Origin of the sequence: Bacillus sp. FSL R5-0416 (assembly GCF_037975425.1) — a bacterium.
Taxonomy (GTDB): domain Bacteria; phylum Bacillota; class Bacilli; order Bacillales; family Bacillaceae; genus Bacillus; species Bacillus subtilis.
Genome location: NZ_CP150252.1, coordinates 3,456,583 through 3,483,049, shown reverse-complemented (window position 1 = coordinate 3,483,049; position 26,467 = coordinate 3,456,583). Strand labels below are relative to the sequence as shown.

At 38.4% G+C, this 26,467-nt stretch carries 20 protein-coding genes and 2 pseudogenes; 17 read left to right on the top strand and 5 right to left on the bottom strand.

Annotated elements, in window-relative coordinates; genetic code table 11:
• Positions 1-62 precede the first annotated feature (62 nt).
• The 4 genes and pseudogenes from NYE20_RS18535 to NYE20_RS18520 all read left to right on the top strand — a co-directional run bounded on the left by NYE20_RS18535 (position 63) and on the right by NYE20_RS18520 (position 6,666).
• Positions 63-3,011: a type 2 lanthipeptide synthetase LanM family protein gene (locus NYE20_RS18535; RefSeq protein WP_163136660.1), complete on the top strand. Its 2,949-nt coding sequence runs from the start codon at positions 63-65 to the stop codon at positions 3,009-3,011.
• Positions 3,008-5,155 carry a peptidase domain-containing ABC transporter gene (locus NYE20_RS18530; protein WP_101501471.1) on the top strand — a complete coding sequence of 716 codons (2,148 nt, stop codon included), beginning with the start codon at positions 3,008-3,010 and terminating at the stop codon, positions 5,153-5,155. Before NYE20_RS18535 ends, NYE20_RS18530 begins: the two co-directional genes overlap by 4 nt.
• A gap of 40 nt (positions 5,156-5,195) precedes the next feature.
• Positions 5,196-5,366 (top strand): hypothetical protein, encoded by a 171-nt coding sequence (locus NYE20_RS18525; RefSeq protein WP_163136571.1) that lies wholly within the window; start codon positions 5,196-5,198, stop codon positions 5,364-5,366.
• A 377-nt stretch (positions 5,367-5,743) separates the two neighbouring features.
• Positions 5,744-6,666 (top strand): annotated as a pseudogene (locus tag NYE20_RS18520) (integrase core domain-containing protein).
• 53 nt (positions 6,667-6,719) lie between these two features.
• Here the strand turns inward: NYE20_RS18520 and NYE20_RS18515 are convergent.
• On the bottom strand, positions 6,720-7,187 hold the full coding sequence (locus tag NYE20_RS18515) for a GNAT family N-acetyltransferase (RefSeq protein ID WP_077671075.1): 468 nt from the start codon (positions 7,185-7,187) through the stop codon (positions 6,720-6,722).
• A 121-nt stretch (positions 7,188-7,308) separates the two neighbouring features.
• Between NYE20_RS18515 and NYE20_RS18510 the strand changes: the two are divergent.
• Positions 7,309-9,123: pseudogene (locus tag NYE20_RS18510) on the top strand (zinc ribbon domain-containing protein); the annotation flags it as partial.
• Between the two features lie 35 nt (positions 9,124-9,158).
• Here NYE20_RS18510 and NYE20_RS18505 read toward each other — a convergent pair.
• A complete protein-coding gene (locus NYE20_RS18505) occupies positions 9,159-9,857 on the bottom strand; it encodes a zinc ribbon domain-containing protein (RefSeq protein WP_038829386.1) in 699 nt (232 codons plus the stop codon).
• Positions 9,858-9,988: 131 nt separating this feature from the next.
• Positions 9,989-10,603, bottom strand: a complete 615-nt coding sequence (locus NYE20_RS18500) for a PH domain-containing protein (RefSeq protein ID WP_003228342.1) — start codon at positions 10,601-10,603, stop codon at positions 9,989-9,991.
• A 149-nt stretch (positions 10,604-10,752) separates the two neighbouring features.
• Between NYE20_RS18500 and NYE20_RS18495 the strand changes: the two genes are divergently transcribed.
• A complete protein-coding gene (locus NYE20_RS18495) occupies positions 10,753-11,388 on the top strand; it encodes an NAAT family transporter (protein ID WP_010886614.1) in 636 nt (211 codons plus the stop codon).
• 17 nt (positions 11,389-11,405) lie between these two features.
• Here the strand turns inward: NYE20_RS18495 and opcR are convergent, their stop codons facing one another.
• Positions 11,406-11,963, bottom strand: coding sequence for an opuC operon transcriptional regulator OpcR (opcR, locus tag NYE20_RS18490; RefSeq protein WP_003228345.1), 558 nt, complete (start codon positions 11,961-11,963; stop codon positions 11,406-11,408).
• Between the two features lie 263 nt (positions 11,964-12,226).
• Between opcR and opuCA the strand changes: the two genes are divergently transcribed.
• From opuCA to opuCD, 4 genes are read left to right on the top strand one after another with little or no spacing between them, the layout of a single operon-like run.
• A complete protein-coding gene (opuCA, locus tag NYE20_RS18485) occupies positions 12,227-13,369 on the top strand; it encodes an osmoprotectant ABC transporter ATP-binding protein OpuCA (protein ID WP_003243370.1) in 1,143 nt (380 codons plus the stop codon).
• 22 nt (positions 13,370-13,391) lie between these two features.
• Entirely contained in the window at positions 13,392-14,045 is a 654-nt protein-coding gene (gene opuCB / locus NYE20_RS18480; protein ID WP_003228349.1) for a glycine betaine/carnitine/choline/choline sulfate ABC transporter permease OpuCB, read from the top strand.
• Positions 14,046-14,064: 19 nt separating this feature from the next.
• Positions 14,065-14,976, top strand: coding sequence for an osmoprotectant ABC transporter substrate-binding lipoprotein OpuCC (opuCC, locus tag NYE20_RS18475; protein ID WP_326153840.1), 912 nt, complete (start codon positions 14,065-14,067; stop codon positions 14,974-14,976).
• Positions 14,977-14,993: 17 nt separating this feature from the next.
• On the top strand, positions 14,994-15,668 hold the full coding sequence (opuCD, locus tag NYE20_RS18470) for a glycine betaine/carnitine/choline/choline sulfate ABC transporter permease OpuCD (RefSeq protein ID WP_273797221.1): 675 nt from the start codon (positions 14,994-14,996) through the stop codon (positions 15,666-15,668).
• A 31-nt stretch (positions 15,669-15,699) separates the two neighbouring features.
• Here opuCD and NYE20_RS18465 read toward each other — a convergent pair whose 3' ends face one another.
• Positions 15,700-16,233, bottom strand: a complete 534-nt coding sequence (locus NYE20_RS18465; protein ID WP_014478002.1) for a GbsR/MarR family transcriptional regulator — start codon at positions 16,231-16,233, stop codon at positions 15,700-15,702.
• Positions 16,234-16,516: 283 nt separating this feature from the next.
• On the opposite strand from NYE20_RS18465, the gene opuBA reads away from it, so the two are divergent.
• The 7 genes from opuBA to NYE20_RS18430 all read left to right on the top strand — a co-directional run bounded on the left by opuBA (position 16,517) and on the right by NYE20_RS18430 (position 26,397).
• The gene (opuBA, locus tag NYE20_RS18460) at positions 16,517-17,662 is read left to right on the top strand and encodes a choline ABC transporter ATP-binding protein OpuBA (protein WP_003228368.1); all 1,146 of its coding nucleotides are present in this window, start codon (positions 16,517-16,519) and stop codon (positions 17,660-17,662) included.
• A 16-nt stretch (positions 17,663-17,678) separates the two neighbouring features.
• A complete protein-coding gene (gene opuBB, locus NYE20_RS18455; RefSeq protein WP_003228370.1) occupies positions 17,679-18,332 on the top strand; it encodes a choline ABC transporter permease OpuBB in 654 nt (217 codons plus the stop codon).
• 11 nt (positions 18,333-18,343) lie between these two features.
• Positions 18,344-19,264, top strand: a complete 921-nt coding sequence (gene opuBC / locus NYE20_RS18450) for a choline ABC transporter substrate-binding lipoprotein OpuBC (protein WP_103804443.1) — start codon at positions 18,344-18,346, stop codon at positions 19,262-19,264.
• A gap of 16 nt (positions 19,265-19,280) precedes the next feature.
• Positions 19,281-19,958, top strand: a complete 678-nt coding sequence (gene opuBD / locus NYE20_RS18445) for a choline ABC transporter permease OpuBD (RefSeq protein ID WP_032726866.1) — start codon at positions 19,281-19,283, stop codon at positions 19,956-19,958.
• A 213-nt stretch (positions 19,959-20,171) separates the two neighbouring features.
• Positions 20,172-23,264: a lantibiotic dehydratase gene (locus NYE20_RS18440; protein ID WP_085185754.1), complete on the top strand. Its 3,093-nt coding sequence runs from the start codon at positions 20,172-20,174 to the stop codon at positions 23,262-23,264.
• Positions 23,255-25,099, top strand: a complete 1,845-nt coding sequence (locus NYE20_RS18435) for an ABC transporter ATP-binding protein (protein ID WP_041850530.1) — start codon at positions 23,255-23,257, stop codon at positions 25,097-25,099. The genes NYE20_RS18440 and NYE20_RS18435 overlap by 10 nt, the downstream gene beginning before the upstream one ends.
• Positions 25,072-26,397, top strand: a complete 1,326-nt coding sequence (locus NYE20_RS18430; protein WP_161621242.1) for a lanthionine synthetase C family protein — start codon at positions 25,072-25,074, stop codon at positions 26,395-26,397. The genes NYE20_RS18435 and NYE20_RS18430 overlap by 28 nt, the downstream gene beginning before the upstream one ends.
• Positions 26,398-26,467 lie beyond the last annotated feature (70 nt).

The following is a 26,467-nucleotide window of genomic DNA, read 5'->3' as shown; positions in this document are numbered from 1 at the left end:
TGTGTTAATAGAGAATTGTTTTACCAAACAATTCTCTATTAATTCTTTTGGAGAGGTTATAAATGGATATTAGCTATGAAAACAATAATTTCATCAGGGATGCTGTAATTAATTTCAGTTCGCCGACAAATGAAGTAGAAAAATTAAGAATAAAAAACAAAGATTACTTTGGCAACTTTTATACATTCTTTTTAGATTTTTATCAACAAAGATTATTTAATACTTTAGAAAACGCAAGTAAGGAAAATAATTTAAAACTTAACAAACAAAAAATTATAAGTAGTGCGTTAGAGGCTTTTAGCCAGGAATTAATTCAGTTATGTATAAGAACTTTAATCGTGGATATTAATGATAGAAAAGAAAAAGGTTTATTAGAAGGAAAAGATTCAAAGTTACGCTATAAGAATTATAATAATCTAATTTTTAAGAGCGAATATGTTGCTGAAATTTTGAATAAGTATCCTGTTTTAACCTATTTAATTTCTAGTAGAATATCTAATAAAATCTTGTACTTGAAAGAAGTTCTAGAGAATTTAAGAAAAAATCGCCAAGACATTTATAGAGAATTAAGAATTGAATTTGATGAAGTCTCCAATATTTATTTTAGCAGCGGAGACACTCATAATGGAGGGAAAAATGTCTTAATAATTGAAACAAATCAAGGGAAAATTGTATATAAACCGCATAGTTTATCTCCTGATATCTTATTTAATAGTATAGTTGACTATGTTAATAATTCAGATAAAATTCTAAAAAAAATTTATAAAATTAGAACGCTTAATTATAAAGACTATGGCTATCAAGAGTTTATTGATTATAAAGAATGTGAGACTTCCGAAAAACTTAACTTCTATTTTTATAGAGTAGGTGTAAGTTTATCTATTTTTCATATTATAGGATGCGATGATTTGCATCATGAAAACTTAATTGCACATGGCGAATATCCTGTTGTTATTGATTTGGAGACTCTGATAAAAAATAATTCTATATATAAACCAAGAAATAATAATTTAATTGATAACTTTCATGAGGATATTAATTACTCAGTTCTTGGCACTATGCTTCTCCCATTAAATTTACAAACTTCTATATTTGATTTTGACCTTGGCGGAATATCAAATGATGAAAATCAAACATCAGAAATATGGAAATCGTATATTATAGATTTCGAAGGAACTGATGAAATTCAGTTAACTAAAAAATCAGTAATAATGAACAGTACTCAAAACAGAGCTACATATAATGGGAAAGCTGCAGACCCTAAAAATTATATTGAAGAAATATTAAAAGGTTTTACAGATTGTTATAATTTTGTTTTAGAAAATATTAGTGGTTTTCATGATTTGGTGAAAAAAGTAGGAAGCAGCAACCTGGAAGTAAGGCAAGTTTTAAGAGCTACCAGTATATATGCAAGGTTTTTAGAAGCTTCCACTCATCCAAATTATTTATCTAGTTTTGAGGAAAGAAAGAAGTTATTTAAAAAAATAAATATTGCGGAAGGAGTAACAGATAAATTTAGCAAGAAGAATTTATATGAGTTGGAATCTTTAATGTGTAATGATGTTCCGTATTTTTCAACAATGTATAATTCTTTGGATTTGATTTGTAATAAAAGTACAAGTATAGTAAATTTTTTTAGAGAAAGTCTACTAGATGTTGTATTAAACAAAATTAAAAGTATAAGTAAGGCAAGTTTAAAAAAACAGCAATATTATATTCGAATGTCACTTACTACAACTATAAAAGACAGTTGGAAAAAAACAAACAAACACAATAAGAAATATCGTCCTAAATTATTTGGAAATAATAATAAAAATTATTTAGAGTGTGCAACAGAAATAGGAGACTTATTTTTAGAAACAGCAATATGGAATAATGATAGAAGCAAATGTACTTGGGTAGCACCTATAATATCTGAGAATAATAAAGTAAAATTGGGTCCATTGAACTTTGACTTATATGAAGGTGGAGGAGTAATATTATTCTTAGCTTTACTTGGAAAAGAAAATGGTAAAAAAGAGTACTTTGATTTAGCCCTTGCAGGGATGAGAGGCATTGAAGAACTTTTTTTGAGTGATGATAAGATGGATGACCGGTTATCACTATTTACAGGAATAGGTTCCTTATCCTATATATATTACCACTTATACACCCATACAAATGATTATAAATACTATGAAAAATTTAAAAAATATATTAAGAAGATAAATGAAATGAATATTTCAGGAGATATAGCATTGGATATTGTAGGGGGAGTATCTAGTCTTATTGTTTTTTTATTAAACCTATATAAGGAAACTAAATTAGATATTTTAAACTCCGTGTGTTGTAAACTAGGTAATACTTTATATCAATGCTTAGAGAATGATAAACATAATTATCTAACAGGGCTTTCACATGGGTATTCTGGTTTTACGTGGGCTCTTTGTTATCTTGGTCATATTACTAAAGAGGAAAAATACACGACTTTGGGAAAAGAGTTATTGAAAATAGAAAATAAGTTTTTTGATTTGCACACCTCAAATTGGAAAGATTTGAGAGTGGGAGAGGGGAACTCTGATCCAGTATATTGGTGTCATGGTGCGGGAGGTATAGCTCTATCAAGAGCTTTTTTAAAAGACCTGTTGAAGAATAAAGAGAACGTAGTTGATAAAGAGATTGATAAAGAAGTTGATAGAGATTTAAGTTCAGCTATATGCAAGCTCCTTTCCGATGGATTTAAAAAAACAACCGATCATAGCTTATGTCATGGCAGTTTTGGTAATATAGATATATTATTGAAACTAAGTGAATTTCTCAATGACATAGATCTTCAGGAAGTAGCATTTAAAGAAGCTCAAAACGCAATTAATTATATAAGAGATAAAGGTTTTATTCCAGGTTTACAGGATCATTTTGATTTAAATACGTTTATGCTCGGACTTGGAGGCGTAGGCTACAGCTTATTAAGATTACATAATCCTGTAAATCCTTCATTGTTAGCAATGGAAGTAAGGAGTTACAATGAATGATAGTAAAGAAAAAAAAGAGAATACCTATCGTAAAACAATTGCAACAAACTGAATGTGGACTTTGCTGTTGTGCTATGTTGATCCGTTTTTATAACAGTAACGAAACTCTTTTTGAGTTAAGATCATTTTTAGAGGCTGGAAGAGACGGACTTACTATTAAGCAGTTAAAAAACTTATTAGTTCATAAAGGATTTAAGGCGGATATATACAAATCCACTATTCCAGGATTAAAAAAAATTAATGTTCCTTTTATTGCTTATTGGAATAATGAACATTTTATAGTCGTTGAAAAAACAAAAAAAAATTTTTATTATATTATAGATCCGGCTAATGGACGAAGAAAATTAACCGAAGAAGAGTTTAGGAAAGGTTTCTCGTCCTACATTCTATATGCAGTTCCTTCAGAAAATTTCACGCCTAATAAAAGAAAAGATAAAAATGTATGGTTTGGTGTATTGAAAAATATTACAAACTATAAATTGCTATTTTCTATTATAGTATTTTTATCGCTAATAAGTTATTTATTGACGCTGTATGTACCTATTTTGGTACAGAAGCTTATAGATACAAGTATTGAGCATAATAACTTAAATTCAATAAGTAATATTGTTTGGATAACATTTTTAATATCAATATTGTATGGAATGTTTGTTTTATTTAGAGGGCTCAAAATGATAAGCCTCAATATATTCCTTAGTAAAAATCTTGTTGTTGACACATTTGCTCATCTTCTAAAACTTCCTTTTAAATTCTTTGATCTTAGATCACCTGGTGACTTGTTATTTAGGTTAAATAGCATGAATGGATTCAGAGAGCTTTTATCGACTCAACTAATTTCTGGCCTAATTGATTTAGGAGCGGTAGTTTTTATTTTAGCGTATATGTTCTTTAAATCTATACCATTAACCTTGATAACAATATTAATATTTGCAATTAACACGATATTCATGTTTTTGACTAGACCTGCTGTCGCACAGGCCATCGATGATGAAGTAGCTGAGCAAAGTAAATCTCAAGCAATTCAAATCGAGTCTATTTTTTCTATCGCAGCCATTAAAATTTCGGGAATGGAAAATGAAATTTTCTCAACTTGGAATAACAGTTTTAATGATGTAATAAAGCGATTCAAAAAAAGATCAATTTTACAAAATATAGTTAATACAGTAACTCAGGTTTTTCAAACAATTGCTCCCTTGGTTATTTTAATATTAGAACTGCTATTATTTTTTGATAATAAATTTACCATGGGAGAGGTTATCGCATATCATTCTTTATCTGTTACTTTTTTCGGATTAACAACTTCTTTATTTGGTACTTATACTCAGTTTATCTTAGCTACTTCTTACTTAGAAAGAGTTAAAGATATTACAGAGACTGAATGTGAAAAAAATTTTGAAAATGCAGTAAACCTTAAATTAAGAGGAAATGTAAAGCTTGAAAATGTTTCTTTTTCTTATACTAAACATTCTCCAAAGGTGCTTAAGAATATTTCTTTGGAAATAAGAGAAGGACAGAAAATTGCTATAGTAGGTTCATCTGGTTCAGGTAAAAGTACTCTTAGTAAGTTAATAATGGGGCTTTATGATCCGACTGAAGGACAAATTTGTTTTGATAGTATCCCTCTTGAAAAATTAGATAAAAAACAGTTGTACAAACAAATGGGAATTGTACCCCAGGACATTACCTTGTTTAATAGTTCTATACTGAAAAATATTACATTGAATAATAAAAATACTAGTATAGAAAAAGTGAGAAAAGTAGCGAAAGCAGCACAAATTGATAAAGAAATTGAAAGCATGCCAATGAAATATAATACACCTATTTCAGAAATGGGTATGAATTTATCAGGTGGCCAGCGACAAAGGATCGTACTAGCCAGAGCACTTTTAAATGACCCTAAAATTTTAATTTTAGATGAGGCTACAAGTTCATTAGATTTGGTGAATGAAACATTGATTTCTAAATATTTAAGTGAAATGGGATGCACAAGAGTGGTTATCGCGCATAGATTGTCAACAATTATGGATTCAGATTTTATAATTGTCCTAGATAAAGGTGAAGTGGTGGAGATTGGCAAACATGAAGAACTGATTGCTTTAGAAGGGGTATATAGTAATCTATATCGTTCACAAATGAAAAGATAAAAAACATAGCGTATCAATTACTATTAAGGAGTTGTCTAATTTGAAAAACTATAAAGGAGATGGAGCGGTATTTCTAGTAATAGGTTTTTGTTTAGGTCTTTTTATGGGAGTTGTTTTCGATATTTTACCGTACGGTCTTTCCCTAGGAATATTGATTGGATCGTTAATTGACTTTTATTTTTATGCTAGATACAAAAATAATAAAAAATAAGTATAATGTAATCTTAACATCAAGATTAATGATAAGATATTAACTCTTTTAGTAGGAAACAGAAACTGAGGAATTAACGTTAAAATTCAATTTTATTTTAATAATTGTTAATGTTAGAATGGTATAAAGAACAGAAATTTTATGGATTAATAAGTATCAATCTATTATTTGATGTTCCTACCAATAAAAAAAGATTATTCATTGCAATTTTATGTCTTTTAGAAAAAAACAAGGGAGACTGACCTATAAAATGAGACAAATAAAAACATCTTCCAGTTTGATACGGATGATTGTTATCCGACATTAGACTTGGAGGTGTTTTTTCTATGGTGACAAGAGTGAGTTATCTAGTTGAAGTGTAACAGAAAGCTGTAGAAATGAGATTGGCGGGCGTGCTTATGAAAGAGATCATGCAGAAATTTAATATCAAGAATAAGCCACAGGTTTAGACATGGGTTAGATGATTTGGAGATACACACCCGTTCGAACAGTCTGTTAGAAAGCAATACACTTACAAAAAAGGTCAAGTATGCGTCAAATTAGAGAAACTGCAGGCAGAGAATAGATATCTGAGGCAACAGAATGAACAATGAATTAAAAAAAGGAAGTTGATAGCCAAACGTCAGTCGAACTTGTAGAAGAATTGCACAGCACAATGAGCGTGCAGGATATCTGTATTCATTTAGGTATCTCACGAGCGTCTTATTATCGTTGGAAAAGAATCTGAAGAAAGATCACTCCAAACGGCATTTAGAGAAACAATTAGCGAATTGTGCCTAAAGCACAAGTATCGATATGGATCTCGGAAAATCACTGACCTATTAAAAATAGGAAATGAGCATTAACCATTAAATGGTTTAGCGTATTATTTAGAAATTCAGTGGCGATGCCGGATTAAGATCAAGAAAAGCAAGAAAAATGGGCAGCCATATGCCTTTGCGATTGGAGATAAACAGGACACAGACTTTGTCTTACACACACTAGATCAGCTGCCAACGATGCCTGAGAGCTACGTGTTACAAATGATCAAGGTTCTGTAATACATCTTATGTGTTTCAGCTGTTAAAAAAAGGAATTACTATGAGCATGTCCCGCAAAGAAACGCCCGATGATAATGCTTTCATCGAATCGTTTCATTCCTCACTAAAATCTAAAACGTTATACCTTAACAGCATTGAACGAACCTCGACCATCATTGTAGAACGCAATGTCAAAGACTACATTTATTATAATAATATTCCGTATTCAAACGAAACTAAACAGCCAATCACCGATAAACTGTCGGCAATTGGCTGTTTAAAAGGTGTTTTAATCCCTGTCTCAAAAACGGGGTAGCCCACGGCAGCTCTTTTATTAAAGATCCAAATAAAGCCTTACCATATCGCGGCATTGAATCCCGTTTTCAAAAATGTCCTCATCATAATGTCTGACAAAGAAATCGTGGTCGATCGCCTGAATGCGGAATCCGCATTTTTGATAGAGGGAAAGCTGATGAATGCTCGAATTCCCCGTGCCGATTTCAATCGTGTCCGCCCCCAGCTCCTTCGCTTTTTCGATGGCGTCAAGTACAAGCTGTTTGCCAAAGCCTTTCTTCTGAAGAGATTCTTTTACCGCAATATTTACAATTTCAACTGTTTGCGGCCTTGTTTTTAGCAATACATAAACACCTGCAAGCTCATCACCGGCCCAAGCTGTGTAACATTCTCCCCTCTCAAGATATTCATCTACAATGTCTTTCGATGGATCGGCGAGCAGCAATAGATCATATAGTTCGTCATTTGTTTCTTCTCCTAATTCAATCCTGAGCTTTTGCATATTCATTCCACCTTTTTAGTCTGATAGACATTTAATTTTTTCATTCGTTCCCAATTTCATTCTGTTTTATTATAAAATATGAAAAGCAGTAAATGTTATCAAATTAGTAGAATAGGAGGAAAGTCATGTTTTTTGTAAGAATTGCGGCTCCCAGAATAATGAAGGAGCCAAGTTTTGTAAACAATGCGGCACCCCGATCGGAGGGGGTAGCAAACAGGCAAATCAAGAAACAGCTAGCACTGCAGAAACAAGGCAGGCTCCGCGAAAACCGATCCCTAAGAAAACCATCATTTTATGGAGCAGCATTGCCGCGGCGTGCGTTATATTATTCGCCGCATATAAAACCGGAGCGTATTTTACTTCAAAGGATAGGTTAGTAGACAAGTTTGAACAGGCCGTAAATGATGGGGATCAGGACCAAATCGCGACTCTGCTTACACCGGTAAATGACAATCTTAAACTCACTAAAAATAGTGTAAAACCGTTTCTTACATATTTGAAGGATCATCCAGACAAAAAAGATGAACTTTTTGCATCGCTCCGTGAGGAAACAGCCCAGAAGGATATCGTATACGCAGAAAAAGACGGAAAAAGCCTGCTGGTATTTGACCATTACGACTTAAAGGTAGCACCTGTTTATTTTGAAGTGACCAGCAATTATAAAAATACCGATTTATATGTCAATAAAGAGGAAGCCGGATCTGTAAAGAAAGCAGATCAAGCACAAACCCTCGGTCCGTACATTCCCGGCGAATATACAGTCTCAGCCAAACTGAAAAACGATGTCGTTGACCTTGTGAAAAAGGAAGACATTCAGGCGGTTGGCGATAACAGCTTTCGTGTTGATCTCTCATTGGAAGCAGACGATGTGACATTCAGCTTAGCGGATGACATCAAGAGCGGGAAGGGAGATTTGCTGATTAACGGCAAGTCGATTCATAAAGACCCATTCAAATCCGTAACATACGGTCCGCTGCTGACAGATGGATCAATGACAGCTTCAGTCGAGGCAGAATTTCCGTGGGGAAAAACAAAAACTGCCGGCGTTCCGATCGATGATAAAGAAATGGAGTTAACGTTAATTCCTGATCAAGATACACAGGAACAGATTATGAACACAATTGTCAAAACAACAAAACAATACTCCAAAGCTCTATCTGATGGGAATACAGCCCAGATGACAGAGGCAAGTGCCAATTGGAAGGCAGAGACGAAGGACACCGTTGATTCTATGAAAAGCGCGGATTCATACTTAAAAGATAGATACTTGGAAACTGATTTTGACCTGGACACATTTGCCCTCTCTCAGAAAAACGACGGAACGTGGCAGGTATCTGTAACAGGAAAAGAACTTCACCAGTCTTCTTCGTATAACGACTATACAAAATCTGAAATGACTGACGACAGTCCGAGTTATGAATATCTTCTTTCATATGATAAAAAACAGAAAAAGTGGATTTTCGAAGATGCAGAATCAACATTCCAATCTGCAGGCACAAATATAAAGAAAATCAAAAATGATAAACCAGAGACATACACTTCCGCCTGGGCTGGCTCGAAAAACAAAGGCAGTGAAAGCTCTGCAAGCGGCGATGTTACAGATGAACAAGTGACATTATTTATGGGCAGTTATCTGCAAAGTCAGGCAGATGCCGTGAATCAAAATAATTTCTCACTGATGGAAGACAGCCTTGAAAAAGGCAGTTCCCTTTATTCCGACCAGCAGCATCTCGTGTCGAAATTAAATAAAGAGGGGACAACAGAAGACTTTAATAACTATGAAGTGAAAAGCTGGAGCCAAAATGGGTCGGCTATCACGATTAAGACGTATGAAGAATTCTATATCACAAAATCAGGCGGCAGTCCAAAGCTCAGAACATATAACTGGACCTACACCGGCGTAGTGAAGAACGGAAGAATTTACTTAACGTCTATTCAATAAAACAACCCCATCACCAGCAGGTGATGGGGTTGTTTTTAAAAGAGCATATAACGGAAAATTTCTTTGACATAGTGTTCGATAATAAGCTGAAATGTAACGCAGATGATCAGATAAATCACAATCGTTGAGTAAATGACATCAATTTTCCCTTTATATGAATGCTGGTAACTGCCCAGCATCGCAGGAGGAATGGCGAAGAATGCACCGATTAAACCAACGGCTAATATGGTAAAGCAAATGTCTGTATGTAATAAAAAGAAGAAAAGGGCAAGAATCAAAATAGCCGTAAACGGTATGAGAAACGCTCCGAATCTTGAGAATGAATCCTTGAAAGATACTTGGTTTCCCGCGATTTTCAGGGCGAAAAAGATGCATGCATGCAGGCCAAATAGAAATAAAATAAAATAAATGGTTGGCTCTAAAAAGATTGCTGTAAAGCTTACGCTTCCGGGACCGTCTGAAAAAAGAATATAAAACATCAAAGGGGTCAGCAAACTGAAAAGAACCAGCGTAATCACCGCGCTGATCAACTGCTCTCCGCCTGTTGCTTTACATTCCTGATAAGGGCGTTTCAGGACGGATAAGACAAATGAACCGAACTGTTTTGCTGCTTGCTTTGCAGCGGCTCCAGTTTGAGCTGGATGCTGGTGGCCTGATTGACCGGGGAGCGGTGATCCGCATTTCTCACAAAAATTTCCGCCATCTGTTTGATGGCCGCATTGAGGACAATACATAAAATAACTCCTTTACCTGTAATATAGGGAAAATAGACTAATAGTTTTATTATAAAAGAAAAAAGTTGTAAAGTAATCAATATTCATACAAAAAAAAGACACGAGCCCGATAGCAGCTGTGTCTTTTTTATCTAGTTATTCATATATTTCTCAAATACATCCCCAAAATCCTTGATATGATACTGCGAGCGAACGGATGTCAGCCAAGTGAATCCGAATTCGGTCAGTTCTTTATATTGCGTTTCAATATTGACGTGCTCAGGGCGGGTATGGTGAAGAATCGTCACTGCTTTATCTAAGCTTTGCTCCGCTTGATTGATTAAAATGTCATTTTCATAGGTTGTTTCAGCGATGCGGAGAAGAGCTTTATAAAGGTCTTTTAATTTTTCAATCTGATCTTTGTGGACATCAATGTCGAATTGTTCTCCGCCCAGCTTGAACTTAATTTCAACATCCAAATCCACTTTTCCGGCAGTTTCAAGAAAAACGTCAGAGATTTTATATTGCGAATAAGGATAGCGTTTCAACGTTCGTTTCGAGGAAGTGGCGCGTTCGCCGTCTACATGGATCAGGGCCAGGTTCGTAAAGCAATACTCGTCTGCTTTTGTTTTAATCAAGAAATAAATTTTCTCATTATCTTCATGCATGACATAATCATCTGCGTCTGTTTTGTCATAGTCCTGAGGTTCGATAATTTTTCCGATATCAGATAAGCCCAAGGCATCTGCCGCAATTTTTTTGAACATCTGCATACGTCCTTCCTATTCAATTTGTCACTTCATTGTAGCATGGCGCGTTTCTGACAGGCTATAAAGGTTTACCGGGAAATCGCCTCCGGGTAAAAGGGTGGAGAATAATTCTATTTCCTGTGCAGAGACTATCAACAAGGAGGTATATGATGTTCTCATTCATCGTTCACGTCTTCATTTCTTTATTCGCAGTATCGAATCCAATCGGAAACGTACCGATATTTCTGACGCTGACAGAAGGCTATACTGCAGCGGAAAGAAAAGCGATTGCCCGGAAGGCAGCTATTTTATCCTTTTTTATTCTCGCGGCTTTTTTGGTTTTCGGCCATCTTATCTTTAAACTGTTTGATATCAACATTCACGCGCTCCGAGTGGCGGGCGGCATATTCATTTTCGGCATTGCCTATAATCTATTGAATGCGAAAGAATCACACGTGCAATCTCTTCACCATGATGAACATAAGGAAAGCAAGGAAAAAGCGGATATATCAGTCACACCTTTATCCATTCCGATTATTGCTGGGCCCGGAACGATTGCAACAGTGATGAGCCTTTCCGCCGGTCATAGCGGCATTGGTCATTATGCGGCTGTCATGATCGGCATAGCCGCCGTTATTGCCCTGACCTTTCTCTTTTTCCACTATTCTGCTTTTATCAGCAGCAAACTCGGAAAAACCGAGATGAATGTGATTACCAGACTGATGGGATTAATCTTAGCCGTGGTTGCGGTCGGGATGATTGGTGCCGGGCTGAAAGGCATGTTTCCGGTCTTAACCTCATGATGCAAAAAGCAGCTCTCTTATTTTAGAGAGCTGCTTTCTTTTGTTTTCGGCACATACCGAAAGACTTCCTCACTCTCAAAAAATTCAATCAACCTGCTCAGCCAATCATAGTAATGAAGCCATTCTTTTAATTCATTCAGCAGCTGATTGACTTTCTCTTCCGCTTCCGGGGTAAGCCCGTCCCTTTGTAAAAGATCACTCAGCTCCCGGTTTAATTTTTTATACAGCACTTTGTTTTTGCTCACGACCTTTGTCCAATTCGCCGCAAATAAAGAAATGAAGGTTTGATAATAATCCTGCTCGACGTCATAAAGGTCTTTTCGTACGCCTTTTTCAAACACCTTTTCGGCGATATTGGCATCGATCATTTCCCGGACAACCTGGCTCATCCGTGTTTTGCTCATGCCCGTTGCCTCAGAGAGCTCGCTTAAGGTCATTGGTTTTCGATTCATATAAATAATTCCGAGCACACGTCCGACAGTTGAAGGCATTCCAAACGTATGCATATTTTCGGCAATCTTCTCAATGAGATGCTCTTCAGCATGTTCAATGATGTCGAGAGCGGTTTTTTTCACAGCTGATCATCCCTTCAAATGGCAATTGATGGTGTCAATATATCATATTTCTTCCTGGTGTTGAAAATAGCTGAATGCTGAGGAAGTGGGAGGTATCCGGCGTAATTGTAAGAACACCCTTTCCGTCTCGGTCATAACAATAAATAATCTATAAATAACATATAATTTCAACACATTGTAAACTTTTTATTTTACAAAGTTCAAACTATAATAAGGATTATACTTTTCAGAAAATTTAAAGGAAACCTGCGGAGGTGCACGGATTGCTGAAATTGGAACAAGTGTCAAAAGTATATAAAGGCGGCAAAAAAGCTGTGAACAGCATTGATTTAGATATTGCCAAAGGTGAATTTATCTGTTTTATCGGCCCGAGCGGCTGTGGAAAAACGACGACGATGAAGATGATCAACAGACTGATAGAACCATCGTCTGGAAGGATCTTTATCGACGGAGAAAATATTATGGAACAGGATCCGGTTGAGCTGAGGAGAAAAATCGGCTATGTGATTCAGCAGATTGGTTTGTTCCCCCATATGACCATCCAGCAGAACATCTCACTCGTACCAAAGCTGCTGAAATGGCCTGAGGAAAAACGGAAAGAACGGGCGCGCGAGCTGTTAAAGCTTGTGGATATGGGCCCAGAGTATTTAGACCGTTATCCGCATGAGCTCAGCGGCGGACAGCAGCAGAGAATCGGCGTGCTGCGCGCCCTGGCAGCGGAACCCCCTCTCATTTTAATGGATGAACCGTTCGGAGCGCTTGATCCGATTACGCGTGATTCCCTTCAGGAAGAATTCAAAAAACTGCAGAGAACCTTAAACAAAACGATTGTGTTTGTAACCCACGATATGGATGAAGCGATTAAGCTTGCTGACAGGATTGTGATATTAAAAGCGGGAGAAATCGTTCAAGTCGGCACACCTGATGAGATTCTTCGAAACCCGGCAAATGAGTTTGTTGAAGAATTTATCGGGAAAGAGCGCCTGATTCAGTCAAGACCGGATATCGAGCGGGTAGAGCAAATGATGAACAGAACGCCGGTGACGGTATCTGCGGACAAAACGCTTTCTCAGGCGATTCAGCTGATGAGAGAAAAACGTGTTGACTCGCTGCTCGTTGTGGACCGGCAAAACGTGCTGAAGGGCTATGTTGATGTGGAAATGATTGATCAAAACCGCAAAAAAGCGAGCATCGTTGGCGATGTATACCGTTCAGATATATATACCGTTCAAAAAGGGGCGCTTCTTCGCGATACAGTCCGAAAAATTTTGAAGCAGGGGATCAAGTATGTTCCGGTGGTCGATGAACAGAACCATTTAGCAGGGATTGTGACAAGAGCGAGCCTCGTTGATATCGTATACGATTCCATTTGGGGCGACGAGGAAAACCAGCTCATGACGATCTGACCAGGGGAGGAGCTCTTTTAAGATGAATCAAATGATGACTTTTTTGCAAACGAACGGCGGAGAGCTGCTGTATAAAACAGGAGAGCATTTATATATTTCACTCATAGCCGTTGTATTGGGCATTATCGTTGCAGTACCGCTCGGCGTTGCTCTTACCAGAATGAAAAAAGGCGCAGGTGCGGTTATCGGTTTCGTAAACATTGTGCAAACCCTGCCGAGTCTGGCGATTTTAGCCTTTTTTATTCCGCTTCTCGGCGTAGGAAAAGTGCCTGCGATTGTCGCTTTATTTTTCTATTCGGTGCTGCCGATCCTGCGCAATACGTATACCGGCATTAAAGGTGTAAATAAAAACCTCCTGGAATCGGGGAAAGGAATTGGCATGACCGGCTGGGAGCAGATTCGGCTCGTTGAAATCCCGCTGGCGATTCCCATCATCATGGCGGGGATCCGCACATCAACGATCTACCTAATTGGCTGGGCGACACTTGCGTCGTTTATCGGGGGAGGCGGCCTCGGGGACTATATTTTTATCGGCCTGAACCTATACCAGCCTGAATATATCATTGGCGGTGCCGTGCCTGTCACAATTCTGGCTATTATCATTGATTATGTGCTGGCCGTGACAGAACGAAAAGTGACGCCGAAAGGCTTGCAAGGGATGAAGGAAGTTTCGTAAGGAGTTGGCTCTGTTGAAAATGACAAAAATCAAATGGCTTGGCGCGTTTGCTCTCGTCTTTGTCATGCTGCTAGGCGGCTGCTCTCTGCCGGGTCTAGGCGGCGCTTCTGACGATACGATCAAAATCGGGGCGCAGAGCATGACAGAATCAGAAATTTTAGCGAATATGATCGCGCAGCTTATTGAACATGATACAGATTTGAATACTGCTTTAGTGAAAAACCTCGGCTCAAACTATGTTCAGCACCAAGCGATGCTGGGCGGTGACATTGATATTTCAGCCACGCGCTATTCCGGAACAGATTTAACAAGCACCCTCGGCAAGGAAGCGGAGAAAGATCCGAAAAAAGCGCTGAACATTGTGCAGAACGAGTTTCAAAAACGCTTTTTCTATAAATGGTTTGATTCCTACGGCTTTGATAACACATATGCCTTCACCGTAACAAAAAAGTTTGCGGAAAAGGAGCATATTAACACCGTGTCCGACCTGAAAAAAAATGCCTCCCAATATAAATTAGGCGTCGACAATGCTTGGCTGAAACGAAAAGGCGACGGGTATAAAGGCTTTGTCAGCACATATGGCTTTGAGTTCGGCACAACTTATCCAATGCAGATCGGGCTTGTCTATGACGCAGTCAAAAATGGGAAAATGGACGCCGTTTTGGCTTATTCAACGGATGGACGGATTAAAGCATATGATCTGAAAATCTTAAAAGACGATAAGCGTTTCTTCCCGCCGTATGACTGTTCACCGGTGATTCCGGAAAAGGTGCTTAAGGCGCATCCGGAACTTGAGGGTGTGATCAATAAGCTGATTGGGCAAATCGACACGGAAACGATGCAGGAACTTAATTATGAGGTGGATGGCAAGCTGAAGGAGCCGTCTGTCGTAGCAAAGGAATTTTTAGAGAAACATCATTATTTTGACTAAGAAAAGAGGTGGATCATATGGAAGTACTACAGCAGCTTGGCACATACTATTCGCAAAACGGCGGTTACGTGATGCAGGAATTTTACCGCCATTTTCTGATGTCGGTGTACGGCGTTTTATTTGCCGCCATTGTTGGAATTCCGCTCGGCATCCTGATAGCCAGATACAGAAGATTAAGCGGATGGGTTTTTGCGGTCACGAACGTCATTCAGACCATCCCGGCTCTCGCCATGCTCGCCGTGCTGATGCTTGTCATGGGGCTGGGCGCTAATACGGTGATATTGTCATTATTTCTGTATTCTCTTCTGCCGATTATCAGAAATACGTATACTGGGATTATCAGTATTGAATACGCCTATCTTGAATCCGGAAAAGCAATGGGGATGACAAAATTTCAAGTGCTGCGGATGGTCGAGCTTCCGCTTGCGCTTTCTGTCATAATGGCCGGCCTGCGCACCGCGCTTGTCATTGCCATCGGCATTACGGCCATCGGGACATTTGTCGGTGCTGGCGGTCTCGGGGACATCATCGTCAGAGGATCAAACGCCACAAACGGAACCGCGATTATATTAGCGGGAGCGATCCCCACAGCTCTGATGGCGGTGATTGCCGATTTGGTCATGGGCTGGCTTGAACGAGCATTAAGCCCGATTAAAAAGAGAAAGAAGAAAAACTTGGCAGGTGCCGCATAAGAAAAAACGCCTTGTAATGACAGGGCGTTTTTTACGGCTTCGGCACATATTTAAAAATTTCTTCGCTCTCAAAAAACTCAATCAAACGGCTGAGCCAATTATAATAATCAAGCCATTCCTTTAATTCTTTCAGCAGTTCATTCACTTTTTCTTCCGCTTCAGGAGTAAGCTCTTCATCCAACACGCTAAGCAGCTCCCGATTGAGTTTTTTATGCATCATTTTGTTTTTGCTGACGACTTTGCTCCAGGTGGCTGAAAACAGCGTGATAAATGTTTGATAGTAGTCCTGCTCAACCTCATATAAATCTTTTCGGACGCCTTTTTCGAACACCTTCTCGGCAATGTTGGCATCAAGCATTTCCCGCACTACCTGGCTCATGCGTGTTTTGCTCATGCCGGTGGCCTCAGATAATTCCGTAAGCGTCATCGGTTTTCGATTCATATAAATAATGCCCAGCACTCGTCCGACGGTAGAGGGCATTCCAAATGCATGCATGTTTTCCGCGATTCTTTCTATAAAATGGTCCTCGGCTTGTTCAATGATCGTTAACGGATCTTTCTCCAACGGTTTCATCCTTTCAGCTAACAATTCCGATGTCAATATACCACATTTTTGATACGGCGAAAATGCTGTCAAAAGAGAATTTGGCAGGAAATTGGAGCAATAAGGAGATCAACACACGTCAATGCGGGTAAATCAGCGTTTACACATACTTTATAAATAATATGAACAAATTGTAAACTTTTTATTTTATAAACTTTATTCTATAATGGGAAGCATTCAATTGTCTGAAAAATTAAATTTAAACTGAACAAATTGAATAAACTTAATTTTGGAGGTGCGATGTTTGCTGACATTAGAAAATGTCTCGAAAACATACAAGGGCGGCAAAAAAGCCGTGAACAACGTAAATCTTAAGATTGCAAAAGGCGAATTTATCTGCTTTATCGGGCCGAGCGGCTGCGGAAAAACGACAACAATGAAAATGATTAACCGATTAATTGAGCCTTCCGCCGGGAAGATTTTCATTGACGGCGAAAACATCATGGACCAGGATCCTGTAGAGCTCAGGCGCAAAATTGGCTATGTGATTCAGCAGATCGGCCTGTTTCCCCATATGACCATTCAGCAGAATATCTCACTCGTCCCAAAACTGCTGAAATGGCCGGAGCAGCAGCGGAAAGAGCGGGCGCGTGAGCTTTTAAAATTGGTCGATATGGGGCCAGAATATGTAGACCGTTACCCTCATGAATTAAGCGGGGGACAGCAGCAGCGAATTGGTGTATTACGGGCACTTGCCGCGGAGCCGCCGCTTATCTTAATGGATGAACCGTTTGGGGCACTCGACCCGATTACGAGGGATTCCCTCCAGGAAGAATTTAAAAAACTGCAAAAAACCTTACATAAAACCATCGTATTTGTTACCCACGATATGGATGAAGCGATTAAGCTGGCAGACCGGATTGTGATTTTAAAAGCGGGAGAAATCGTTCAAGTTGGAACGCCCGATGACATTTTAAGAAATCCGGCAGACGAATTTGTTGAGGAATTTATCGGCAAGGAGCGGCTGATTCAGTCATCCAGCCCGGATGTTGAACGGGTTGACCAGATTATGAACACACAGCCTGTAACGATCACCGCGGATAAAACGCTTTCTGAGGCCATTCAGCTGATGAGGCAGGAACGGGTCGATTCATTGCTGGTCGTCGATGACGAGCGCGTTCTGCAAGGCTATGTCGATGTTGAAATCATTGATCAATGCCGGAAAAAGGCCAATCTTGTCAGTGAAGTTTTACATGAAGATATATATACAGTACTGGGCGGCACACTGCTGCGCGACACGGTCCGCAAAATTTTAAAACGGGGTGTCAAATATGTTCCCGTTGTGGATGAAGACCGACGCCTGATCGGAATTGTGACGAGGGCAAGTCTGGTCGACATCGTGTATGACTCCCTCTGGGGAGAAGAAAAGCAGCTCGCAGCATTGTCATAGGGAGGGGCGATAAGTCATGCATCATATTGTTCAATTTTTGCAAACCAATGGGGGCGAGCTTCTTTATAAAACATACGAGCATATTACGATATCGCTCATTGCTGTGATCTTAGGCGTGCTGGTTGCCGTCCCCCTCGGGGTTGTGCTTACCAGAATGAAAAAAGGAGCCGGCACCATTATCGGCATTGTCAATATCATTCAGACGTTGCCGAGTCTGGCCATCCTCGCTTTTTTTATTCCGCTCCTTGGTGTAGGGAAGGTTCCGGCCATTGTGGCTTTGTTTTTCTATTCCGTATTGCCGATTCTTCGCAACACGTATACCGGCATTCGCGGCGTCAACAAAAATCTGCTCGAGTCTGGTAAAGGAATCGGAATGACGCCGGCTGAACAAGTCCGCTTGGTGGAGCTGCCGCTTGCCGCGCCAGTGATCATGGCGGGAATCAGAACATCGACGATTTACTTAATCGGCTGGGCCACGCTTGCTTCCTTTATCGGAGGCGGCGGATTGGGTGATTACATTTTTATCGGACTGAATTTGTATCAGCCGGAATATATCATCGGGGGCGCGGTACCTGTCACGATATTGGCAATTGTGATTGATTATGTGCTGGCAGTTGCTGAACGAAAACTGACACCTGCCGGCATGCAGAGATTGAAGGAATTGTCATAAGGAGGCGGCTCATGAAAAGAAAATATCTCAAATTAATGATAGGTTTAGCACTTGCGGCAACGCTGACACTGAGCGGCTGTTCGCTTCCTGGTCTCAGCGCTGCTGCAGACCAGACCATTAAAATCGGCGCGCAAAGCATGAGCGAATCAGAAATCATCGCCAGCATGCTTGGCCAGTTGATCGAACACCATACTGATCTCAAAACAACAACGATTAAAAACCTTGGCTCCAACGCGGTGCAGCAGCAGGCTTTAATGAACGGGGAAATCGACATTGCGGCCACAAGATATACGGGAGACGCGCTGACAGGCACGCTGAGAATGGAACCTGAAAAAGATCCGGACAAAGCGCTGGCGCTTACTCAGCGGGAGTTTAAAAAAAGATATGATTTAAAGTGGTATGACTCCTACGGGTTTGATAATACATATGCCTTTACAGTCAGCAAGGAGTTGGCCGACCAATACCATTTAGAGACCGTATCAGACGTTAAAAAATGGGCGTCGCAATTAAAGCTGGGCGTTGATAACTATTGGATGAAGCTCAAAGGAAACGGCTATCAGGATTTTACGAAAACCTACGGCATGACATTCGGCGGCACGTATCCGATGCAGATCGGCCTTGTGTACGACGCGGTGAAAAGCGGAAAAATGGACATTGTGCTTGCGTATTCAACCGATGGAAGAATCAAGTCCTATGGTCTCAAAATGCTAAAGGATGATAAACAATTTTTCCCGCCGTACGACTGTTCTCCGGTTGTTCCGGAAAAGGTGCTCAAAGAACATCCTGAGCTTGAAGGCATCATCAAGAAAATGCTCGGAAAAATCGACACAGCCACGATGCAGGAGCTTAACTATGAAGTCGACGGCAATCTCAAAGAACCGTCTGTCGTTGCCAAGGAATATTTAGAAAAACATCACTACTTCGAATCGTGAAAGGGGGAAGAGGTCAATGAACGTGCTTGAACAGTTAATGACGTATTACGCGCAGAATGGCAGTTACGTCATGGATGAATTCGGCCGCCACTTTCTCATGTCGGCTTACGGCGTTTTATTTGCCGCTGTCGTCGGGGTTCCGGCCGGAATCCTCATCGCGCATTTTCGCCGTTTGTCAGCCTGGGTGTTTGCAGTAACAAACGTTATTCAAACAATCCCGGCGCTCGCTATGCTGGCCGTCTTAATGCTTGTTATGGGGCTCGGCGCAAATACCGTGATTCTATCATTATTTCTGTATTCCCTGCTGCCGATTATTCGAAACACGTACACAGGCATTATCAGTATTGAGCATGCCTACTTAGAATCGGGAAAAGCAATGGGCATGACGAAATTCCAAGTGCTCAGAATGGTTGAGCTCCCGCTCGCACTTTCTGTCATTATGGCGGGCCTTCGCACAGCTCTCGTCATTGCCATTGGAATTACTGCGATCGGCACATTTGTCGGTGCCGGAGGCCTTGGGGACATGATCGTCCGCGGCTCAAACGCGACAAACGGAACTGCGATTATTCTAGCTGGAGCGATACCAACTGCGGTGATGGCGGTAGGGGCGGATTTGCTCATGGCCTGGATTGAAAGATTGTTGAACCCAGTTAAACAAAAAAATAGAAGAAAGTTAATTCGTGTATCGAGTTAAGCAAAAAGGATTCTTTTCTAAAAGGGAAAAGAGTCCTTTTTTTATGGGATTTATTGGGTGAATCTTGATTTTTTTTTGATTTTTCAAATGTATAGTTTAAATAGAATATTATGAAAATTTTAGAATGGAATGAATAAAATGGAGGACTTTACGAAGGGATGTTGAATTCTTGTTGTTATTGAAGTGGATAAATATGGGAGGTTAAAGACTAAGATGAAATCCTTATATACACCTACAGATTATTATATGATTCGGGTTCCTTTGGTACATCAGGCCTTGAAAAATGAGAACTCTCAGGATACAGATCAGTTATTGCATGACCTTTGTAATGATTCATTATTTCGTGAACAAATACTGGTATCTAGCAGGACACTATATGACACAATGAATATTTTCCTTCAAACGCCTGATAAATTAAAAGGAAAAAAAAAGCGGAACTTCCAGCAAGCTATTTTGAAGTATGCAACAAGAAGAGCAACTAGAACAACGCCTTTTGGCCTTTTTTCTTCAGTGGGTATAGGGGCATTCTCCGATAAAAATCAATTATCTTTTAATCAGCATTCATTTTACAAAAAAGCACGTGTTGATTTTGAGTGGCTCTATCAATTGACGAGAAAACTAGAAAACGAATACATCGACCGGCTTTCTTTTACATTAAATCCCGCTTGTTACATCAAAGGTGATCGTGCTTACTTGTTGTATAGCACAGATGGAAAATCTGAAGAGGTTAGTGTTCGTGCAACATCGGTTTTCCATCTAATCAATGAACTTTGTGGTGAATGTGTTGCTTATCATGATATTATTCGTAGTTTGACAGAGAACTATGAAAATACTCCAATAAGCAAAATTAATCAGTACGTAGCAGATCTTATTGACAAAGAGTTCCTGATATCAAATTTACGGCCGCCAATGACTGTTTCAGATCAATTTCAGTATTTAATTGCTCAAGCGGAAAGCAGCCGAATTCCAAATGAGCTTCTTCAGGCTTGCAGGAAAATACAATATCAAATAGATGAATATAACCGGATCACTATCGGAGAGGGAGAGGACCAGTATTTAAATCTGATTGAAACAATGAACGAACTCGTAAAGACTTCATCTCCTCTGCAAGTGGACACGGGTTTAGGTGACTCCTCCATTCAACTAGATAATGAAACATCTCTTGCGATAAGTGAATTGGCTAGTATGTTTACTTATATGGCTGCTCCCTCCGCAGAAAGACTAGACCACTTAGAAAAGTACAAAAATGTGTTTTTGGAGCGTTATGGGTATGAAAGAGAAGTTCCTCTTTTAGAAATGCTTTGTTCCAACGCTGGCATTGGTGCCCCTGCTACTTACACGAATCCTGTTAATGAATTCTTCGAAGAAATATCATTTGAGGATCAATTTTCACCTGAAATGAAACAATTTTTTATGAAAAAATACTTTGAATCAGTTAGAAAGAAAGCTCCCATTCAATTACATGACGAAACATTCCATAGAATCTGCAATTATGAAATTGCAGATGAAGAAATTCCAGTATCATTTGAACTCAATTTCTTTGTTAAATTGCGCAATGGCAGAGTCATGCTTTATTTAGGGCCAAATGTCGGATCTACACGCGCAGGGAAAACATTTGGAAGGTTTACTCACTTATCTGATTCAATCAATGCCGTTGTAAAAAATATACATAATAAGGAAAAAGAGTTAACGGGCAAAAATAAGAAAATTTGTGAGCTGAGTATTGTGCCTAATCAGGTCAGGTCTGGAAATGTAACAAGAAATGTAAGTTATCGGGAAAAAGAAATGAACCTTTTTACAAACAGTGTCTTGCATCACAATGATTCTGTTAAAGCTGAAGATGTTCTAATTGGAATCGATAAAAAACATATCTTTTATGCCAAACATAAATGTACTGGCGAAATTCTGTCTTTTGAATCAAATCATATGTTCAATCCTTTATTAATGCCAAATGTCTTACGATTTTTATTGGAAATTTCAAGAGATGGCAAAAGGAAGTGGAATGATTTCCCGTGGATGGGCATCTATAGTGATTTTAAGTATATTCCTGAAATCAAATATAAAGAAATAATCTTATCATGTGAACAATGGCTGATACACAAAAGTGATTTAAGCATTCATTCGAATTCATCGATAGACGAGGTGAAATCTGCATTTTTTGAATTTCATCGTACTTATGATCTTCCGCAAAGATTTTATATCGTTAACGCAGACAATCGATTATTAATTGATATAGAAGATGATCGTACTTTAGATGTTTTTTTCTGGGAACTTAAAAAAACGAATCATAACCATCCGTTACAACTTGTGGCTGCTGAGCTTGATGCAAATGCTTTAAAGGATAGAAACCAAAATGTCTATTCGGGGGAAATCGTTGTTCCGCTGATCAGGAAAAAACCAGAAAAACCATTGAAATTACCGGTCCTTAACTCAGTAGAGGAAAATGGATCCGAAAGAATTAAAATGCCATTTGAAGATTGGCTGTTTATTAAACTTTATTGTAAACAAACTAGAGAAGAAGAGCTAATTGCTTTTGAAATAGCGGATATTTATAACCAGATTTCTGATCAATATCCAGTCAGACATTTCTTTATGAGGTATCGAGATCCGAAGCCTCATATAAGACTTAGATTGAATGGAAAAGCAGAGGTGCTGTACAGTTTATTTCCACAATTATTGAATTGGCTGAAAAGCTTAAGAGAAAAAGGACTGGTTACTGAGTTTGTTATCACCCAATATGAGCGGGAAATAGAACGATATGGCGGGCTAGACCTAATGGATGCTGCAGAACAGGTTTTCTGTGAAGATAGCAAAGTTGTTGAAACGATGATCAGAATGCATCGCATGAAGGATATTGCGATAAGCAAGGAAATCGCAGGTATGGTTTCTGTCATACTTTTTTTAGAACAGTTCGAGCTTACGTTCGAAGAGCAGTTAGCGTTTTTAGAAAAAAATTGCCTGCAGAATGAGTATCGTACTGAATTTAAGAAGGATAGAGAAATGTATATTGAAATATGCAACTCTGATAGAGATTGGGATAATCTCAGAAAAACAAGTGATGGCAGAATATTATATGAAATATTGAAAACTAGAAAAATAGCTGCAGCTAATTATGCATGCTTAATAAACAAGGCATTTGATAACAAAGAAGCAGTATATTCACGCATAGGTAGTGTAATTCACCTACATTGCAATCGTTTATTCGGAACTGATAGAGAAATGGAAAATAAAATACTTACACTTTGCAGGCACTCTTTATATGCGCAGAGATATCAAAAGAAGAATGGTAGTTTAGCATGGAAGTAAAGGAACAACTAAAGCTAAAAGAGCTGCTGTTTATCATGAAACAAATGCCTAAGACTATCAAATTAATTTTCACCTTAGAAAGATCACTGTTTTTAAAGTTAATTTTATTCAGTATTATTACCGGTATTCTGCCAATTGTTTCACTCTATATTTCCCAAGAATTGATTAATTCCCTTGTGACTATACGCAAAGATGTTTCAGTTGTTATCTCCATTTTCTTAACATATCTTGGCGTATCATTTTGTTCGGAGCTGATCTCTCAGGTTTCTGAATATTATAATGGTAAATTCCAATTAAATATTGGTTATAAACTGAACTATAAAGTCATGAAAAAGAGCAGTAATCTAGCATTGAAGGATTTCGAAAATCCTGAAATATACGACAAATTAGAAAGGGTAACTAAGGAAATCAGCTATAAACCTTACCAAATCATTCAAGCCATCATTACAATGACCACATCATTTGTGACTCTGCTCTCATCAATTGCATTTTTGATGTCATGGAACCCTAAAGTTTCGCTGCTCTTGTTGGTTATTCCAGTGATTTCTCTATTCTATTTTTTGAAGATTGGACAGCAAGAATTTTTTATACATTGGAAACGAGCAGGACAGGAAAGGAAATCGTGGTATATCAGTTATATACTCACACACGATTTTTCTTTTAAAGAATTAAAATTGTATAACCTTAAAGATTATTTATTAAACAAATACTGGGATATTAAAAAATCCTTTATTGATCAAGATACAAAAATATTGAGAAAGAAAACTTATTTGAACCTAATATATGAGATTGCAGTGCAATTAGTTGGAGCTGTCATTATATTTATTGCTATTATGTCTGCTTTTGCGGGAAAAATAATGGTCGGTAATGTGATGAGTTATATCAGATCTGTTTCGCTGGTGCAAAGTCACTCACAGTCTATCATGACTAGCATTTATTCCATCTATAACAGCAATCTCTATATGAATCAATTGTATGAATTTCTGGAATTAAGAGAAGAGAAAAATCAAGGTCATAAGAAGCAAATTGTTGAGCCTATTCATTCTGTTATCTTTCAGAATGTCAGCTTTATCTATCCTAATCAAGGAGAACAGACACTGAATCATATTAATGTTTCATTGAATAAAGGAGAACGAATAGCCATTGTTGGGCCAAACGGGTCAGGGAAAAGTACATTCATTAAGCTCCTTACCGGATTATATGAAGTTCAGCAAGGTGACATTTTGGTTAATGGAGTAAATATTAAAGAATTGGATATGGACAGTTATATGGAACAAATTGCGGCACTCTTTCAAGACTTCATGAAATATGAAATGACCTTAAAGGAAAATATAGGATTTGGACAAATTGATAAACTACATCAGACAAATAAAATGCATGAGGTCCTCGATATTGTAAAAGCTGATTTTTTAAAAGGTCATTCATCCTATCAATTCGATACACAGCTTGGATTATGGTTTGATGAAGGAAGGCAATTATCCGGCGGACAATGGCAAAAGATTGCTTTGGCTAGGGCTTATTTTAGGGAAGCTTCTTTGTATATTTTGGATGAGCCAAGTTCTGCGCTGGATCCAATTGCAGAAAAAGAAACCTTCGATACTTTTTTCAGTTTGTCAAAAGATAAAATAGGAATATTTATTTCCCATCGATTGGTTGCTGCTAAACTTGCAGATCGGATCATTGTTATGGATAAAGGGGAAATAGTAGGAATAGGAACACATGAAGAGTTATTAAAAACATGTCCACTGTATAAAAAGATGGATGAATCCGAGAACTATATGAATCCGCTAGAGGAGGACGGTACTAAATGGGAAGAGGCGCTGTATCAGGGATAGAAGTTGAACTGGTGAAGGAAATCGCTCGACAAGTTTCTAATTACGATAAAGTACTTGAAATAGTGAATAAAAAAGATAACTTCCTCAGTATTGGGGAAGTTCCTCTTATACCTTGGAAGCCGACCGCATTGAGTCATGGTATACCAGGCATATGTATGCTGTATGGCGAATTGCACGCTCATTTTCCTGAGGAAGGATGGGACGATTTAGGACACAAATATTTATCGATTTTAGTAAATGAAATAAAAGAAAAAGGGCTGCATACTCCATCAATGTTTTCCGGAGCAGCTGGCATTGGACTGGCAGCTGTCTGTTTATCGCAACATTTCACCTATTACAAAGGTTTCATTTCCCGTATTAACGAATATTTAGCTGAAGTAGTACCTCAATTGTTAACTGAATTTTCTCAGCGGGAAGTGTATATGAGTGACTACGATGTAATAGAAGGTGTCAGTGGAATAGCAAGTTACCTCCTTCTATTTCAAGAAGATAAGGCAATGAAGGATTTGTTAATTGATATTTTAAGGTATCTGGTTAGATTAACTGAAGACATTACCATGAATGGAGAAAAAGTTCCTGGATGGCATATTCCATCTGAAAATCAGTTTACAGATATCGAAAAAAAAGCTTATCCAAACGGAAACTTTAATATGGGATTAGCACATGGGATACCTGGTCCTATTTGCATTCTATCTTCAGCACTCATGCAGGGAATTAAAGTAAAGGGGCAAGAAAGTGCAATTGAAAAAATGGTAGATTTCTTACTGGAATTTTCTGAAAAAGATCAAGGCAACTTGTTTTGGAAAGGAAATATAAGCTTTGAGGAGTATCAATACGGATCTCCACCTAAGGCTCTAAATTTTAGTAGAGATGCTTGGTGCTATGGGAGACCTGGAGTATGTCTTGCGATTGTTAAAGCGGGAAAAGCACTTCAAAATACTAGATTTTTGAATATAGGTGTACAGATTTTAAGGTGCACAGCATCTGATATACAGGGGATTTTTTCGCCTACGATATGCCATGGCTATTGTGGAATAAGTCAGATTTTGCTTGCAGTAAATCAACTCACTGGACAAGAATTTTTTAACGAAGAGCTTCAAAAGATCAAACAAAAAATTATGAGCTACTATGACAAGGATTATATCTTTGGGTTCCACAATTATGAATCAATTGAAGGGAATGAAGCAGTACCTTTGCAGTACGTCGGTCTATTGGATGGAGCTGTAGGTGTAGGATTAGGGCTATTAAACATGGAATTAGGCTCAAAAACAGATTGGACAAAAGCATTACTTATTTAATAAAAAAAGGAAAAAATGATAAAATCTTGATATTTGTCTGTTACTATATAGGTATTGAAAGGAGGTGACC